The following is a 15,504-nucleotide window of genomic DNA, read 5'->3' as shown; positions in this document are numbered from 1 at the left end:
CCCCCGGAGGGCCCCGCACGGGTAAAGGTCTTGGTGCAAGGGGTTCCCATCAGGGCGGATCCGTCGTACAAAGGGGACACGGACCACTTGTCCGGGTGCGTCAACCAGGCACCCACGCGCGACCAGCCGCGGGAGGCGCGTCGTGACGGGCTTGTCCCGCTCCGACGAATAGAGGTGCACGCTTGGTAACCCGGTGTGACGTATCGGCAGACGGCGTCTCATGACTGAGACGCCGTCAGCTATGTCAGGGCCCTTGCGGCGCCCCCAGATCAGCCCTTGCGCGGCATCGCGCAGGTCAGCGCCTCGCTGACCTGCGCCTCTTCCAGATCAGCCCCTCTGCAGCGCCTCGCAGATCGCGGTCGTCTCGCGTACGCCGAGGGTGACCGCGGCGGCACAATGTCGTACCCATTCCGCCACCCCGTCAGGTGACCCCGTCAGGTAGGCCCGCAGGCCATCGGCATAGGGCAGCTCCAGATGCCCCACCTCGACGGCCACCAGCGACTTCGGGTCCAGCCCGTACTCCACCAGCGTGAGCCGTTCGGCCGAGCGCGCGACGACGCCGTCGGCCGTACCGAAAGGCCGCAGCACGGCCAGCTCCGCGTGGACGACGGCGGCCAGCACGAGCGCGGGGGCCTTCGTGGGCGCTTCGAGCAGCCCGAACAGACTCTCCAGACGCGCCGCCAGCTCCTGGTCCTCGGTGCGCGGGCGGCCGAGTGCGTCCGTGAGACCGGCCGCGGCGAGCGTGTGCAGGCGGGCCAGCACCTGGCGGGGGGCCTTGCGCCAGGTGGCGCCCAGCCGGCCCAGCTCCGCCGACGCTCGCAGGGCGCCCTGGACGACGGGGTCCTCGATCGAGCCTCGGCGCAGCTCGTCCAGAGGTACGTCGACGCCCTCGATGGCCGCCGACGCCCGCGCGCCGCGCAGGGACGACTCGGCCGATACCGCCGGGCTCGCGCGGCGAAGGACGCGATGGCGATAGAGCCCGTCGACGGCCTGTCTGGCCTCCTCCACCGCTTCGGGAACGCCGGGAAGTGCCGCGATGACAGCCAGTGGATCACTCACGGCATTCCACCCTAGTAGGGGACCCAATAAACCCACCCATTGGCCCGTTCCATATTGGTGTGGTGCCAAAATGACAACAGTTCAATAGCAGTTGTTAGTCCCGTTGATAACCGGATCACCCGTGCGGCGCCACATGTACAGACCTGTCTAGACCTCTTGTGTGCGGAGCACGTGAGCTGGTGGAGTGGGACTCGACCTGTCCGATCTGGCCCTTGAAGGAGCACGAGGTGGCCCCGGAAACCCCTGGCAACGAGCCCCAGGCGTTGTCGAACCTGCTGCAGGAGAACCGCCGGTTCGCACCGCCGGCCGACCTGGCGGCTGCGGCGAATGTGACCTCCGCCGCGTACGCCGAGGCGTCGGCCGACCGGCTCGCGTTCTGGGAGAGTGCGGCCGACCGGCTGACCTGGGCCAAGCGGTGGGAGACCACGCTTGAGTGGAACGCGCCGTTCGCCAAATGGTTCGTCGGCGGCGAGCTGAACGTCGCCTACAACTGCGTGGATCGCCACGTCGAAGAGGGCCGCGGCGACAAGGTCGCCTACCACTGGGAGGGTGAGCCGGAGGGCGACACCCGCACCCTGACGTACAACGACCTGAAGACCGAGGTCAGCAAGGCCGCCAACGCCCTGCTGGAGCTCGGCGTACGCAAGGGCGACCGGGTCGCCGTCTACATGCCGATGATCCCCGAGCTGCCGATCGCGATGCTGGCCTGTGCCAGGATCGGCGCGGTGCACTCGGTGGTGTTCGGCGGGTTCTCGGCGACCGCGCTGAAGAGCCGCATCGACGACGCCGACGCCAAGGTGGTCATCACGGCCGACGGCGGCTACCGCCGCGGCGCCCCCTCGGCGCTCAAGCCGACCGTGGACGAGGCCGTCGCCGAGTGCCCGCAGGTCGAGCACGTGCTGGTCGTACGGCGTACCGGTCAGGACGTGGCGACCAACGACAAGGACGTGTGGTGGCACGACCTGGTCGAGCGGCAGAGCGACCAGCACACCCCCGAGCCGCACGACGCCGAGGACCCCCTGTACATCCTGTACACCAGCGGCACCACCGGCCGGCCCAAGGGCATCCTGCACACTTCGGGCGGATACCTGACCCAGACGGCCTGGACGCACCACGCGGTCTTCGACCTCAAGCCGGAGACCGACATCTACTGGTGCACCGCCGACATCGGCTGGGTGACGGGACACTCCTACATCGTGTACGGCCCGCTCGCCAACGGCGCGACCAGCGTCATCTACGAGGGCACTCCGGACACCCCGCACCGCGGCCGGTTCTGGGAGATCGTGCAGAAGTACAAGATCACGATCCTCTACACCGCCCCGACGGCGATCCGGACGTTCATGAAGTGGGGCGATGACATCCCCGCCAAGTACGACATGTCCAGCCTGCGCATCCTCGGTTCGGTCGGCGAGCCCATCAACCCCGAGGCGTACGTCTGGTATCGCGAGCACATCGGCGACAACCGCTGCCCGGTCGTCGACACCTGGTGGCAGACCGAGACCGGCGCCATCATGATCAGCCCGCTGCCGGGCGTCACCAGCGGCAAGCCGGGCGCCGCGATGCGCCCGCTGCCGGGCATCAGCGCCGACGTGGTCGACGACCAGGGCAACAGCGTGCCCGACGGGGGCGGCGGCTTCCTCGTGGTCCGCGAGCCGTGGCCGGCCATGCTCCGGACGATCTGGGGCGACGACCAGCGCTACATCGAGACGTACTGGAGCCGGTTCGAGGGGATGTACTTCCCCGGCGACGGTGCCAAGAAGGACTCGGACGGCGACCTGTGGCTGCTCGGACGCGTCGACGACGTCATGCTCGTCTCGGGCCACAACATCTCCACGACGGAGGTGGAGAGCGCGCTGGTGAGCCACCCGAAGGTCGCCGAGGCGGCCGTCGTGGGCGCGACCGACCCGGTGACCGGGCAGGCCATCGTGTCGTTCGTGATCCTGCGCGGTGCTGCGGAGGAGGGTGCGGACATCGCCTCTGAGCTGCGGAACCACGTGGCCAAGGCGCTCGGGCCCATCGCCAAGCCGCGCCAGATCCTGGTGGTGCCTGAGCTGCCCAAGACCCGCTCGGGGAAGATCATGCGACGGCTGCTCCGGGACGTCGCGGAGAACCGCAGCGTGGGTGATGTCACGACGCTGGCCGACAGCACCGTGATGGACCTCATCTCGGAGAAACTGCCGTCGGCGAAGAGCGAGGACTGACAGGCAAAACGAAAAGGCGACACCCGCTCGTTTTCAGCACGGCGCCTTGACGCCGCCCGCCGTACGTGGCGGGCGGCCTTGGGGGAATAGTGGCCGACCTGACGCCGCCCGCCGTACGTGGCGGGTGGCCTCCAGGGGAACGGCCGCTGAGCCCGTACTGGGTCGGCCGCCGTGACGTGCGTGTTCTTGGCCGGTTACCGGGTTAGGGTGGATATCGGTGTGCCGGGAAGTCGGGTCGGCGTCACGGGGAAGCGATCCTCGCGACAGCCGCCAGAGGAGACCCCGTGCGCCCAACCGCCGAGATGTGGCCTTTCCAGCCAACTGTCCGCTATGCCCGCACCGTGGCCGAGGCGCTCCGTGCCGAGACGATCGGCGGCATCGTCATGCTGGCGGCCACGGTCGCCGCCCTGATCTGGGCGAACGTCGCGCATGAGGGCTACACCGCGCTCCAGCACACCGCGCTCGGCCCGATGGAGCTCTACGAGTGGGCGCAGCACGGCCTCCTGGCGATCTTCTTCTTCGTGGCGGGGCTGGAGGTCAAGGAGGAGTTCGTCCACGGGGAGCTGGCCAACCTGCGCAAGGCCGCGCTGCCCATCGTCGCCGCCCTCTGTGGCATGGTCGTGCCCGCGCTCGTGTACCTCGCGGTGAGCTGGGGAGCGCCGGACGCGGCCCGTGGCTGGGCGATTCCGACCGCCACCGACATCGCCTTCGCGCTGGCCGTGCTGGCCGTGACCGCGAGTTCGATGCCCCCGGCGCTGCGGGCGTTCCTCCTGACCAGCGCGGTCGTCGACGACCTCGGCGCCATCACCATCATCGCCGCCTTCTACACCGCCCATCTGAACCTCCTCATGCTGCTGGCCGGCGCCGCCCTGATCGCCGTCTACTGGGTCCTGCAGCGCTCGGGCGCCGGGCGGCTGTGGATGTACCTGCCACTGGCCGTGGGCGCCTGGTACGCGGTGGAGGCCAGTGGCGTACACGCGACCGTGGCGGGAGTGGCGCTCGGCCTGCTCACCCGCGTGACCACGCGCGAGCACGAGACCCGCTCCCCGGCGGAGGCCGCCGATCACTATCTCCGCCCCATCTCCGCGGGCCTGGCGGTGCCGATCTTCGCGTTCCTGTCGGCGGGGGTGAAGCTCGACGGCTCCAGCATCGGCGGTATCTTCTCCGATCGGGTAGTTCTGGGAGTGATAGCCGGGCTCGTGATCGGGAAGTTTGTGGGTGTGTTCGGCGGTGCCTGGCTGTCTGTACGGCTTGGCCTGGCGAAACTGTCCAAAGAGCTCCACTGGCGGGACATGGCGGCGGTGTCGCTGCTGGCCGGGATCGGGTTCACGGTGTCGCTGCTGATCGGCCATCTGGCTTTCGGCGCCGACCAGGAGCGGGTCGACTCCGTGACGACCGGGATCCTCGTTGCCAGCCTCACAGCGTCCGTCCTGGCGGCGCTACTGCTTCACGTACGGATGCGCAAGCGGCGCATCGCGCTGGATGATGTTTGACACGGCCACCAGGCCTCGATAGGAGACGTTCATGCCCCAGACTCCCGAGGAAGAATCCCTGGGCTCGCTGGTCGCCCAGGCGAGCGATCACATCTCGACCCTGATCCGCTCGGAGATCGAGCTGGCCAAGGCCGAGTTCAGGTTCGACGCCAAGCGGATCGGCACGGCCGGTGGTCTGTTCGCCGCCGCCGCCTTCATGGCGCACCTGTGCCTGATCCTGGCCTCGTTCACGATCGCCTATGTGCTCGCCCAATGGTTGCCGAACTGGGTGGCCTTCCTCATCGTCACCGTCTTCTATCTGCTGGTGGCCGGGCTGCTGGTGTTCATCGGGATCCGTAGGCTTAAGGGGCTGGCCGGGATGAAGCGTACGGCCCGGTCGATCAAGGGACTCAAGGAGATCGCCAGCCCGGAGAAGGAGATAGAGCCGGTGACCAGTGATGGCACCTGACGAGTCGGTCGTCCAGATCGAGGGACCGTGGAAGCACCGGCAGGTGCACGCCGGCGGCACCCGCTTCCATGTCGTGGAGGCAGGTGAGGGGCCGCTGGTCCTGCTGCTGCACGGGTTCCCGCAGTTCTGGTGGACATGGCGCAACCAGCTGCGGGCGCTGTCCGCGGCGGGATACCGCGCGGCCGCGGTGGACCTGCGTGGCTACGGCGGCAGCGACAAGCCGCCGCGCGGCTATGACCTGCCCACACTGGCCGGCGACGCGAGCGGCCTGATCCGGGCGCTCGGCGAGACCGGGGCCATCGTGGTCGGCCACGACTGGGGCGGGCTGCTCGCCTGGACGATGGCGGTGCTCGATCCCAAGTGCGTACACCGGCTGGTCACCGTGTCCGCGCCACACCCCCTGCGACTGCGCAGGTCGCTGCTGACCGACCCGTTCGGCCAGCTGAGGGCGACCAGCCCGGCGATCGGCTATCAAGTGCCGTTCCTGCCCGAGCGCCGGCTCACCCGTAACGGCGGCTCGCTGGTCGGCAAGATGCTCGACGCCTGGTCGAGTCCCGGCTGGCCGGACGAGCAGACCGCCCGCGTCTATCGCGAGGCGATCCGCATCCCGACCGTCGCCCACTGCGCGCTGGAGTACCACCGCTGGTTCGGCCGCTCCCAGTTCCGCCCCGACGGCCTGCGTTTCGCCCGGACGATGCGCGCCGAGATCGAGGCCCCCACCCTGCACCTGCACGGCGCCCTCGACCGCCGGGTGCTGCCGCGTACGGCCCTCGGTTCTGGCCGCTACGTGGCCGCCCCATACCGATGGCGGCTGATCGAGGGCGCAGGCCACTTCCCCCATGAGGAGACCCCCGACGTGTTCGACGCCGAGCTGATCGGCTGGCTGTCCGACCCGGAGCCTGGCCGATGAGAGACCGCGACCCCGAAGGCAAGCCGCGCAACGCCCGGCCACGCGACTCCTATGGCCGGCCGCTCCCCTACGGCTCGACCGGCGTGGACAGAGTGCCCGACGACTACGCGCCCACCACGCCGCAGGCCCTGTCCGACGGGCGCCGCTTCCTGAGCGAGGGCCTGCCGTTCAACGCCCACGAGGTGTTCGAGGGCCGCTGGAAGTGCGCCCCCGACGATGAGCGCGAGCTGTGGCAGGGGCTGGCGCAGATCTGCGTCGGGCTGACGCACCTGCAGCGCGGCAACGGGCGCGGAGCGCTGACGCTCTTCAGTCGCGGGGCCGCCCGCGTGCAGTCGTACGGGACGCCGTACGACTCGGTGGGGCGGGCGGCGTCGGGCCTGAGCGACGACAGCGACCCGGCGCAGGCCATCGAGCTGATCCTGAGCCGGCTGCCCGGCTAGTCGCACTCCTGAGTGCCGGCCGGGGTGGTGTCGTTTCTGCCCTGGTCGGCGTCGGGTCTGACCTCGTTGGCCGTCAGCACGTAGCCGGTGTCCTCCTGGCTGACCGCGGCGGCGAAGACGACGCCGAACACCTGCCCGTTGACGGTCAGGAGGGGGCCGCCGGAGTTGCCGGGCAGCACCTTGCCGCGGATCGCGTAGACCTTCCTGGTGACGTTCCGGCTGCGGTAGATGTCGGGGCCCTCGGCGTTGAGCTGGCTGCGGATGCGGGCGGGCTCGGCCGTGAAGCCCTGGCCCTTGGGGAAGCCGGCGACGATGGCGTTCTCGCCCTTCTCCGCCTCCCCGTCGAAGGAGAGCTGCGGCAGGCCCAGCCCGGGCACGTACAGGATGGCGATGTCGCGCTGCGGGTTGTAGCGCACGACGGTGGCCGGGTGGCGCTTGTTGTCGTAGGCGAGGACCTGGAGGTCACGCGTCACGCCGGCGACCACGTGCGCGTTGGTCATGATCCGGTCCTTGGCGTAGACGAACCCGGTGCCCTCGATGAGCTTGTTGCAGCTCTCGGCGTTGCCCTGGACCTTGACGATGGCCCGTTGCGCCCGTTCGAGCTTGGCGCCCTGCAGGATGCTGCGCGCCGGCGGCGGCACGTCGACGAGCTGCCCCGCGCCGATGGCGTCGAACACCGGCGGGAACTCCGACCGGTCGATGAACTTCTTGAACGGCTGCTGCCAGTTGCGCGCGGTCTGCGGGATCGAGTCGTCGACCGTGGTGAGCAGCATGGAGTTCTTCACCTGGTCGACGAGCTGGGTGAACCCCGTCGACACGATCAGCGAGCCGATCAACCAGGCGATCACCAGCACCGACAGCGCGCTGGCGAACGTACCGCCGACCGCGTCCGCGACCTTGGCCGGCTCCCAGGTGACGTGGCTGCGCACCACGGCGCCGATCGTCGAGGAGGCGAACTGGCCGATCGTCGCGGCCAGGAAGACGATCACGATGGCCAGCAGCGCCTGCGGCGTGTCACCGTCGACGACGGCCTTGGAGATGGGGGGCGCGATGAAGACCCCGAGCACCGCCCCGCCGATGAAGCCGACGAAGCTCATGGCACCGATGATGAAGCCCTGCCGGTAACCCGAGACGCCGAAGGCGATCACGAGGCCGATCAATATGAGGTCAAGCAGATCACCGCGCACGTTTCAAAGGTAACCAGCGATTCGGTCAAGTGTGCACGTCTTCCTCAGGACGGCGACACGCGCTGGTTACCTTGGGCGGCATGCCGCCGATCGACGAAACAGTGCGCGGCCTCATCGAAGCAGCTCTCGACGACGACGATCCCGACGGGGCGGTGCGCTGGCACGTGATCTCCGTGCTACGGGAGCGCGGCGATCTTGAGTCCTTCATCGAGGCGCGGCGGCTCTGCGCGGCGGACGACGTCACCCAGCGTCTGCTCGGGGTGGACATCCTGGGCATGCTCGAGGCATACGTGGATCGGATCCTGCCCGTCCTGCGCTATCTGGCGGCCAGCGAGGACGACGTCATGGTGCTCTACTCGGTGCTCATCGCCTTCGGCCACCTGGCCGACCCCCGGTCGCTGCCGTCCGTGATGGATCTGGCCGGGCACGAGGACCCACGGGTCAGGTACGGCGCCGCGTACGCGCTCCAGCACGTGCTGGGCGACCCGCCGGACCGCGCCGGGCTGAACGCGCTGCGGACACTGGCGGCCGACAGTGACGCCGACGTGGCCGACTGGGCCTCGCTCGGCGTCGCCCTGACCACAGGCGATCAGGACCGCCTGGGCCCGTTCGTGTGAAGCCGTGCTTCAGCCCCGTGCGGCCATGTCCAGGACGTCGGGCGGCATCTCCTCCACCCGCCCGGGGTCCCACGGCCGCTCAAGACCGCCTTCGCGCAGCACCCCGTCGAGCACCATCGCGGTGAACCCCCACACCAGCATCCCGCGCACCCGGAAGGCGGGCCCGGCGTAGCCGCCCGGATGCCGCAGCGTGAACCGGTTGCCCGGATCGACCAGCTCGGCGATCGGCACCCGCTCCACGGACTCGACCTCGGCGGGCGAGGCCGCGTGCACCGCCGACGGGGTACGCCACCAGCCGACGACCGGTGTGACCCGGTTGTCGCTGCGCCAGATGTAGAGCTCGGGCATCGTGCAGAGCACCGTCACGCCCCGCGGATCGAGACCGGTCTCCTCCTCGGCCTCGCGCAGCGCCGCCCCGACGGGCCCGCCGTCCTCCGGGTCCACGCCGCCGCCGGGGAAGGCCGGCTGGCCCGCGTGCCTGCGCCCGCGCGAGCTGCGCTGGATGAGCAGCACGTCGGGCCCGAGCGGGCCCTCGCCGAACAGCAGCAGGACCGCCGCGGGCCGCCCTCCCTCAGCGGGCGGGCGCAGCCCGGCGGGCACCGAAGTGATTACGGCCTGCGCCGCGAGCGTGTCGAGCCAGTCGGGCACCTGAGTCACGCAATCTCCAACACACCAGGGGTTCTGGGACTTCCCATTCAGGAAAAGGGGCCCGGTCTGACGAGCTTCTGGGCCTTGACGGCGTCCGTGGGGCCGGTTCCGTACGAGGGGCAGAGGGCGGCCAGCGGGCAGACGCCGCAGGCCGGCGTACGGGCGTGGCAGATGCGGCGCCCGTGCCAGATGACCCGGTGCGAGAAGATCGTCCACTCGCGTTTGGGGATCAGCTCCGCCACCACGTGCTCGATCTTGACCGGGTCGGTCTCGTCGGTCCAGCCGAAGCGGCGGACCAGCCGCTGGAAGTGGGTGTCGACGGTGAGCCCGGGCACGCCGAAGGCGTTGCCGAGCACCACGTTGGCGGTCTTGCGGCCCACGCCGGGCAGCTTGACCAGGTCCTTCAGCTTGCCGGGCACCACCCCGCCGTGCTGCTCGCACACCGCCTGGGCCATGCCGATGATGCTGTTGGTCTTGGCGCGGAAGAACCCCGTCGAGCGGATGATCTCTTCCATCTCGGCTCGGTCGGCGCCCGCATAGTCATCCACCGTCGGGTACTTGGCGAAGAGTAGCGGAGTAACCATGTTGACCCTCTTGTCCGTACACTGCGCCGAGAGGATCGTCGCGACCAGCAGTTCGAGCGGGGTACCGAAGTCGAGCTCGCAATGGGCCTCGGGGTAGGTTTCCGCCAGGATGCGATTCATCCGGCGTGCGCGACGCACGAGGGCGAGCCTGGACTCAGTGGGCATTCCCATAGCCTACGTGCGCCGCCTGGAGTGGGGTGCGTCACAATGGCAGCAGAGGAGGCAGAGTGAACACCGAAGATGTGCTGGGCAAGGCCCCCCTGTTCGCCGCGCTTGACCGCGAGAGCGCCGCGGCGCTGCGGACGAGCATCACCGAAGTCCAGCTGTCCAAGGGGCAGACGCTCTTCCATGAGAACGAGACGGGCGACCGTCTCTACGTCGTGCTCGAAGGCAAGATCAAACTGTCGCGCACCTCGCCCGACGGCCGCGAGAACCTGCTGAGCGTGCTCGGCCCGAGCGAGATGTTCGGCGAGCTGTCGCTGTTCGACCCGCGCCCCCGTACGGCCTCCGCGACCGCGCTGACCGACGTGCGCCTGGCCGGGCTGGGCCACGACGACCTGCGCCCCTGGCTCACCGGCCGCCCCGAGGTGGCGCTCCACCTGCTGCGGGCGCTGGCCCAGCGGCTGCGGCGCACCAACGACGTGCTGGCCGACCTGGTCTTCACCGACGTGCCCGGCCGGGTGGCCAAGCAGCTGCTCGACCTGGCCGAGCGGTTCGGCACCAAGACCGACGACGGGCTGCGCGTCCACCACGATCTCACCCAGGAGGAGCTGGCCCAGCTCGTCGGCGCCTCACGCGAGACGGTCAACAAGGCCCTCGCCGACTTCGCGCAGCGCGGCTGGCTGCGGATCGAGGCCAAGGCCGTGGTCATCCTCGACATGGACCGCCTCTACAACCGCTCGAGGTAGTCCAGCTGGGCCCGCACCGACATCTCGGCCGCGGGCCAGAGTGACGTGTCGACGTCGTTGTAGACGATCTCCACGATCTGGCGGGGCGTCTTGGCGCCCTGGCGCAGCGCCGCCCTGATCTGGTCGAGGCGCTGGCGCCGGTGCGCGATGTAGCCGTCCAGCACGCCGATCGGATCGGCCAGCACCGGGCCGTGGCCCGGCAGCAGCGCCGCCACGCCCAGCTCGTCGGCCATGGCCCTGAGGCGGTCGAGGCTGCGCAGATAGTCGGCCAGGTCACCGTCGGGGGCGATCACCGTGGTGCCGCGGCCGAGCACGGTGTCGCCGGTCAGCATGGCCTGGTCCTGGGGCAGCCAGAAGCAGAGCGAGTCGAACGAGTGTCCCGGTGTGCCGTACACGCGCACCTCGACGTCACCGGCGCTCACCACGTCGCCGTCGCCCAGTCCCTCGTCGCCGAGCCGGTGCTTGGGGTCGAGCGCCCGCACGGGCGCGCCGACCAGTTCGGCGAAGCGCCGGGCGCCGCCGCTGTGGTCGTGGTGGCCGTGGGTGAGCAGGATCCAGCTCACCCGGCGCTCGGCCAGGTGGTCGGCGACCCGGCGCAGGTGCCCCTCGTCGTCGGGGCCCGGATCTATGACGATGGTGTCCCGGTCGCCGATGATCCAGGTGTTGGTCCCGTCGAGGGTCATCGGCGACGGGTTGGGGGCGAGCAGGTTCTCGGCGTGGGTCGTACGGGATCCGTCGGGCGAGCCGGCCGGAATGTGCAGACCGCTCATTTCTCCACCAAACTCATGCCGTCACCAAAGCTCATGCCGTCACCAACTGGAACTCGCCGTCGACCTCCACGACCCTGGGCAGGATCGTGACGATCTCCCGCCGCGCGGCCAGGACGTCCGCGACGGAGTCGCAGGCGGCCAGCTCGGTCAGCGTGCGGTAGGTGGGCGGCATCAGGAAGATCTTCCCCTCGTGCGCCAGCTCGACGGCGTCGGCCGGGCGCTTCCAGGCGACCTGGTCGGCCTCGCCGCCGACGTCGCGGGTGCGCTGCCCCTCAGGGAGTACGGCGGCGAAGAAGCGGGTGTCGAAGCGCCGGGTCTCGATCTCCGGCGTGATCCAGTGCGCCCACGGCTTGAGCAGGTCCGAGCGGAGCACCAGGCCGCGCTTGGCGAGGAAGTCGGCGAAGGACAGGCTCCTGTCGATCAGCGCGAGCCGGTCGGCCTCCCAGTCGTCCCCGGTGGTGTCGTCGACCACCGAATCGGGCCCCGGCCCCGCGAGCAGTACCCCGGACTCCTCGAACGTCTCCCGTACGGCCGCGCAGACCAGCCCGCGCGCGACCCCCTCGTCCGCGCCGAAGACCGCGCCCCAGTCCGCCGGAGACGGCCCGGCCCAGGCGACCGCGTGGTCGGTGTCACGGGGATCGACCGAGCCGCCTGGGAAGACGTACGCGCCCGCGGCGAAGGCCATCGTGGACTTGCGCCGGAGCAGATAGACCTCCGGCCCCTCACGCAGGATGACCACCGTGGCGGCGTCCCGCGCGGGGACCGGCTGGACGCGTCCGGCGAGGATGTCCCTCGCCCGCTCGGCGAGCTCGTCTGGGAGTTGAAGACCAGTCACATGACCTCCTTCTAGAACAACTCAGGCTTCTAGAACATCACTCGGGTCATGGTGACATATCCCGACTCTCAGGAGACCTCGGCGATCAGCTCCACCTCGACCGGAGCGTCGAGCGGCAGGGACGCGACGCCCACCGCGCTGCGGGCGTGCTTGCCCGCCTCCCCCAGCACCTCGGCGAGCAGCTCACTCGCCCCGTTGGCGACCTGAGGCTGCTGCGTGAAGGCGGGGTCGCTGGCCACGAACGCCACGACCTTGACGATCCGCACGACCTTCCGCAGGTCGCCGACCTCGGACTTCAGCGCGGCCAGCGCGTTGAGCGCGCAGATCCGGGCCAGCTCGCGGGCGTCGTCAAGGCCGACCTCGGCGCCGACCTTGCCGGTCTGCGCGAGCTTGCCGTCGACCATGGGCAGCTGGCCCGAGGTGTAGACGAGGTCGCCGGTCCGTACGGCCGGCACATAGGCGGCCAGGGGCGCGACGACCTCGGGCAGCGTCAGCCCGAGTTCGGCGATCTTCTCTTCGGGCGTCACTGCTTCTCCCTCTTGAAGTAGGCGACGAGCTGCTCGGGCGTGGCACCCTGCAGGATCTGGACCAGCTCCCAGCCGTCGGCCCCGAAGTTGTCCAGGATCATCTTGGTGTTGTGGATCAGCACCGGAGCCGTCAGGTACTCCCATTTCTTCATGGGGGCAAGCGTAGGTGCTGAGAACCGCTACCTGTGGCGCACCGCTGAACGCGGCACGCCATAGGCGCTCAAACCCGCAACCCGGGATGCACCCGCTGGACGAGGCACCTCATAGTGTGAGCAATCTCAAAGGGTGGTCGTCGGCTTTCGGCAAGTGACCGTTCGGTAGCCTCGAAACGTGGACTCTCGGGACACCGATTGGGACGGCGTGCGACTGCACGTGGTCACCGGCAAGGGCGGCACAGGCAAGACCACGGTCGCCGCGGCCCTCGCCCTGGCACTGGCCTCGGGCGGGCGCAAGGTGCTGCTCGTCGAGGTGGAGGGCAGGCAGGGCATCGCGCAGATCTTCGACCTGCCACCGCTGCCGTACGAGGAGCGCCGGATCGCCGTGGCCCCATCGGGCGGCGACGTCTACGCGCTGGCCATAGACCCTGAGGAGGCCATGCTCGAATACATGGAGATGTTCTACGGCATGCGCAGGGCGGGCCGGGCGCTGACCAAGATGGGCATCGTCGACTTCGCGACCACCGTCGCCCCCGGTTTCCGCGACGTCCTCGTCACCGGCAAGACCTCCGAGGCCGTACGCAGGCGCGGCAAGAACGGCAAGCGGATCTATGACGCCGTCGTGCTCGACGCGCCGCCCACCGGCCGCATCTCGCGCTTCCTGAACGTCACTCAGGAGGTCGCCGGGCTGGCCAGGGTCGGCCCGATCAAGAATCACTCCGATCTGGTGAGCAAGGTCGTGAAATCTCCGGAAACGGCGGTGCACTTCATCACCTTGCTGGAGGAGATGCCGGTGCAGGAGACGCTCGACGGCATCGCCGAATTGCGGTCGGCGGGGCTGCCGCCCGGCGGAATCTTCATCAACATGGTTCGTGAATCACTCCTTCCACAGGCCGCACTTGACAGTGCTGTCAAGGGCCGATTCGACGTCGCCGAGCTCACACTCGGGCTCAAGGCGGCCGGTCTCTCCGACGGCGCCTCCACAGTGGCGGAGGCTCTGGCCGAAGAGGTCGCCGAGCATGCCCGCCGTACCGAGCTGGAGCGGGCCGAGCGCGCCTCTCTGGCGGAGGCGACGCTGCCGTCCTACGAGTTGCCACTGCTGGCCGACGGCGTCGATCTGAGCGGCCTGTACGAGCTGGCCGAGGCCATCCGCACCCAGGGAGCAGCGTGAAGAAGCCCCCCGTACTCGACGTCGACGCCATACTCGACGACCAGGGCACCCGGATCATCGTCTGCTGCGGCGCCGGCGGCGTGGGCAAGACCACCACGGCCGCCGCGCTGGGGCTGCGGGCCGCCGAGCGCGGCAGGTGCGCGGTCGTGCTGACCGTGGACCCCGCGCGGCGGCTGGCGCAGTCGATGGGGCTCACCGAGCTCGACAACACCCCGCGCCTGATCAGCTCACCCGAGGGCGGCGGCCAGCTGTTCGCGATGATGCTGGACATGAAGCGCACGTTCGACGAGATCATCGAGGCGCACGCCGACCCCGACCGGGCCCGCCAGATCCTGTCGAACCCCTTCTACCAGTCGCTGTCCTCCAGCTTCGCCGGCACCCAGGAGTACATGGCGATGGAGAAGCTGGGCCAGCTGCGCCGCTCGGACGAGTGGGATCTGATCATCGTCGACACGCCGCCCTCGCGGTCCGCGCTCGACTTCCTCGACGCCCCTGAGCGGCTCGGCCGCTTCCTCGACGGGAGGTTCATCCGGCTGCTGACCGCGCCGGCCAAGGCGGGAGGGCGCAGCGCGTTCCGGCTGCTCAACGCCGGGTTCGGGATCATGGCGGGCGCGATGACCAAGCTGCTGGGCGCGCAGGTCATCAAGGACCTGCAGACGTTCGTGTCGGCGCTGGACGCCGTCTTCGGCGGGTTCAGGCAGCGCGCGGAGATGACCTATCGGCTGCTCCAGGCGCCAGGCACCGCCTTCGTGGTGGTGGCCGCGCCGGAGCGCGACGCGATGCGTGAGGCCTCCTACTTCGTCGAGCGGCTCGCTGAGGAGCGCATGCCCCTGGCCGGCCTGGTGGTCAACCGGGTGCACGAACCCACCGCAGCGGCGCTCTCGGCCGCGCGCAGCGCCGCCGCGGCGGAAGACCTGGAGTCGCGGGGCGAACACGAGTTGACCGCCGCCGTACTGCGGCTGCACACCGGCAGAATGCAACTCGCCGCCCGCGAACACCGGGAGCAGGACCATTTCCTGTCGGCCCACCCCACAGTGCCGGTCGTCCAGGTACGTGCGATGTCGGAGGATGTCCACGATCTAGCGGGTCTGCACCGGATCGGGGAACTCCTCGCGAGCACATGAGAGTACGGCCGGTGCGAGCACCGGCCGTACGCCCGAGGCTAGGGTCAGCCTGCGATCAGCTCGTTAGTCCGTTCGTACTCTTCCTTGGCAGACTCGAGCAGCTCTCGCCATGAGTCCACGTCAGGACGCCGCCGTAGCAGAGCCCGTCGTTCCCGTTCCGTCATGCCGCCCCACACGCCAAACTCGATGCGGTTGTCCAGCGCATCGGCGAGGCATTCGGTACGGACCGGGCATCCTCGGCAGATCAGCTTCGCCCTGTTCTGAGCGGCTCCCTGGACGAACAGCGCGTCCGGGTCCGCTCCTCGACAGGCGGCACGGGAGGTCCAATCCGTGATCCACATTTCGACCCCACTCCCCTTAGGTGGTCAGTCGTCATTTGGGGCCGACGGGCGCGGGCGCCGAGCCTCCGTATTCAGTTGCCGCAGAG

18 protein-coding genes are annotated in these 15,504 nt (G+C 69.6%); 9 read left to right on the top strand and 9 right to left on the bottom strand.

The window, feature by feature from the left end; translation table 11 throughout:
• Window positions 1–327: 327 nt before the first annotated feature.
• Entirely contained in the window at window positions 328–1,059 is a 732-nt protein-coding gene (locus AB0B61_RS20750; protein WP_358434012.1) for an oxidoreductase, read from the bottom strand.
• A 227-nt stretch (window positions 1,060–1,286) separates the two neighbouring features.
• Between AB0B61_RS20750 and acs the strand changes: the two genes are divergently transcribed.
• From acs to AB0B61_RS20725, 5 genes are all read left to right on the top strand, one after another.
• Window positions 1,287–3,260, top strand: a complete 1,974-nt coding sequence (gene acs, locus AB0B61_RS20745; RefSeq protein WP_358434009.1) for an acetate--CoA ligase — start codon at window positions 1,287–1,289, stop codon at window positions 3,258–3,260.
• Window positions 3,261–3,544: 284 nt separating this feature from the next.
• On the top strand, window positions 3,545–4,753 hold the full coding sequence (gene nhaA, locus AB0B61_RS20740) for a Na+/H+ antiporter NhaA (protein WP_358434006.1): 1,209 nt from the start codon (window positions 3,545–3,547) through the stop codon (window positions 4,751–4,753).
• A gap of 31 nt (window positions 4,754–4,784) precedes the next feature.
• Window positions 4,785–5,201 (top strand): phage holin family protein, encoded by a 417-nt coding sequence (locus AB0B61_RS20735; RefSeq protein WP_358434003.1) that lies wholly within the window; start codon window positions 4,785–4,787, stop codon window positions 5,199–5,201.
• Window positions 5,191–6,111, top strand: a complete 921-nt coding sequence (locus AB0B61_RS20730; protein ID WP_358434000.1) for an alpha/beta hydrolase — start codon at window positions 5,191–5,193, stop codon at window positions 6,109–6,111. The genes AB0B61_RS20735 and AB0B61_RS20730 overlap by 11 nt, the downstream gene beginning before the upstream one ends.
• On the top strand, window positions 6,108–6,551 hold the full coding sequence (locus AB0B61_RS20725; RefSeq protein WP_358433997.1) for a DUF309 domain-containing protein: 444 nt from the start codon (window positions 6,108–6,110) through the stop codon (window positions 6,549–6,551). Before AB0B61_RS20730 ends, AB0B61_RS20725 begins: the two co-directional genes overlap by 4 nt.
• On the opposite strand, the gene AB0B61_RS20720 is transcribed toward AB0B61_RS20725, so the two are convergent.
• Window positions 6,548–7,738, bottom strand: a complete 1,191-nt coding sequence (locus AB0B61_RS20720; protein ID WP_358433994.1) for a MarP family serine protease — start codon at window positions 7,736–7,738, stop codon at window positions 6,548–6,550. The genes AB0B61_RS20725 and AB0B61_RS20720 overlap by 4 nt on opposite strands.
• Before the next feature lie 80 nt (window positions 7,739–7,818).
• On the opposite strand from AB0B61_RS20720, the gene AB0B61_RS20715 reads away from it, so the two are divergent.
• Window positions 7,819–8,355, top strand: coding sequence for a HEAT repeat domain-containing protein (locus AB0B61_RS20715; RefSeq protein WP_358433991.1), 537 nt, complete (start codon window positions 7,819–7,821; stop codon window positions 8,353–8,355).
• A gap of 9 nt (window positions 8,356–8,364) precedes the next feature.
• Here AB0B61_RS20715 and AB0B61_RS20710 read toward each other — a convergent pair whose 3' ends face one another.
• Window positions 8,365–9,012 (bottom strand): CoA pyrophosphatase, encoded by a 648-nt coding sequence (locus tag AB0B61_RS20710; protein ID WP_358433988.1) that lies wholly within the window; start codon window positions 9,010–9,012, stop codon window positions 8,365–8,367.
• A gap of 38 nt (window positions 9,013–9,050) precedes the next feature.
• A complete protein-coding gene (gene nth / locus AB0B61_RS20705; protein ID WP_358433985.1) occupies window positions 9,051–9,752 on the bottom strand; it encodes an endonuclease III in 702 nt (233 codons plus the stop codon).
• A gap of 62 nt (window positions 9,753–9,814) precedes the next feature.
• Between nth and AB0B61_RS20700 the strand changes: the two genes are divergently transcribed.
• Window positions 9,815–10,495: a Crp/Fnr family transcriptional regulator gene (locus AB0B61_RS20700; RefSeq protein WP_185069893.1), complete on the top strand. Its 681-nt coding sequence runs from the start codon at window positions 9,815–9,817 to the stop codon at window positions 10,493–10,495.
• Here the strand turns inward: AB0B61_RS20700 and AB0B61_RS20695 are convergent.
• The 4 genes from AB0B61_RS20695 to AB0B61_RS20680 all read right to left on the bottom strand — a co-directional run bounded on the left by AB0B61_RS20695 (window position 10,477) and on the right by AB0B61_RS20680 (window position 12,779).
• The gene (locus AB0B61_RS20695; RefSeq protein WP_358433982.1) at window positions 10,477–11,265 is read right to left on the bottom strand and encodes an MBL fold metallo-hydrolase; all 789 of its coding nucleotides are present in this window, start codon (window positions 11,263–11,265) and stop codon (window positions 10,477–10,479) included. The two genes, AB0B61_RS20700 and AB0B61_RS20695, sit on opposite strands and share 19 nt — an antisense overlap.
• A 31-nt stretch (window positions 11,266–11,296) precedes the next feature.
• The gene (locus AB0B61_RS20690) at window positions 11,297–12,100 is read right to left on the bottom strand and encodes an NUDIX hydrolase (protein WP_358433980.1); all 804 of its coding nucleotides are present in this window, start codon (window positions 12,098–12,100) and stop codon (window positions 11,297–11,299) included.
• Between the two features lie 68 nt (window positions 12,101–12,168).
• A complete protein-coding gene (locus AB0B61_RS20685) occupies window positions 12,169–12,627 on the bottom strand; it encodes a RidA family protein (protein WP_358433977.1) in 459 nt (152 codons plus the stop codon).
• A complete protein-coding gene (locus AB0B61_RS20680) occupies window positions 12,624–12,779 on the bottom strand; it encodes a hypothetical protein (RefSeq protein WP_165959776.1) in 156 nt (51 codons plus the stop codon). The genes AB0B61_RS20685 and AB0B61_RS20680 overlap by 4 nt, the downstream gene beginning before the upstream one ends.
• A 178-nt stretch (window positions 12,780–12,957) precedes the next feature.
• Between AB0B61_RS20680 and AB0B61_RS20675 the strand changes: the two genes are divergently transcribed.
• The gene (locus tag AB0B61_RS20675; protein ID WP_358180291.1) at window positions 12,958–13,953 is read left to right on the top strand and encodes an ArsA-related P-loop ATPase; all 996 of its coding nucleotides are present in this window, start codon (window positions 12,958–12,960) and stop codon (window positions 13,951–13,953) included.
• On the top strand, window positions 13,950–15,077 hold the full coding sequence (locus AB0B61_RS20670) for an ArsA family ATPase (protein ID WP_358433974.1): 1,128 nt from the start codon (window positions 13,950–13,952) through the stop codon (window positions 15,075–15,077). The genes AB0B61_RS20675 and AB0B61_RS20670 overlap by 4 nt, the downstream gene beginning before the upstream one ends.
• Window positions 15,078–15,121: 44 nt before the next feature.
• Here AB0B61_RS20670 and AB0B61_RS20665 read toward each other — a convergent pair whose 3' ends face one another.
• Window positions 15,122–15,418, bottom strand: coding sequence for a WhiB family transcriptional regulator (locus AB0B61_RS20665; RefSeq protein WP_148036282.1), 297 nt, complete (start codon window positions 15,416–15,418; stop codon window positions 15,122–15,124).
• Window positions 15,419–15,504 lie beyond the last annotated feature (86 nt).

The organism is Nonomuraea sp. NPDC049158 (genome assembly GCF_040648335.1).
Taxonomy (GTDB): domain Bacteria; phylum Actinomycetota; class Actinomycetes; order Streptosporangiales; family Streptosporangiaceae; genus Nonomuraea.
Note: the sequence above shows the minus strand (reverse complement) of the source record. Positions and strands in the feature narration are given on the sequence as shown.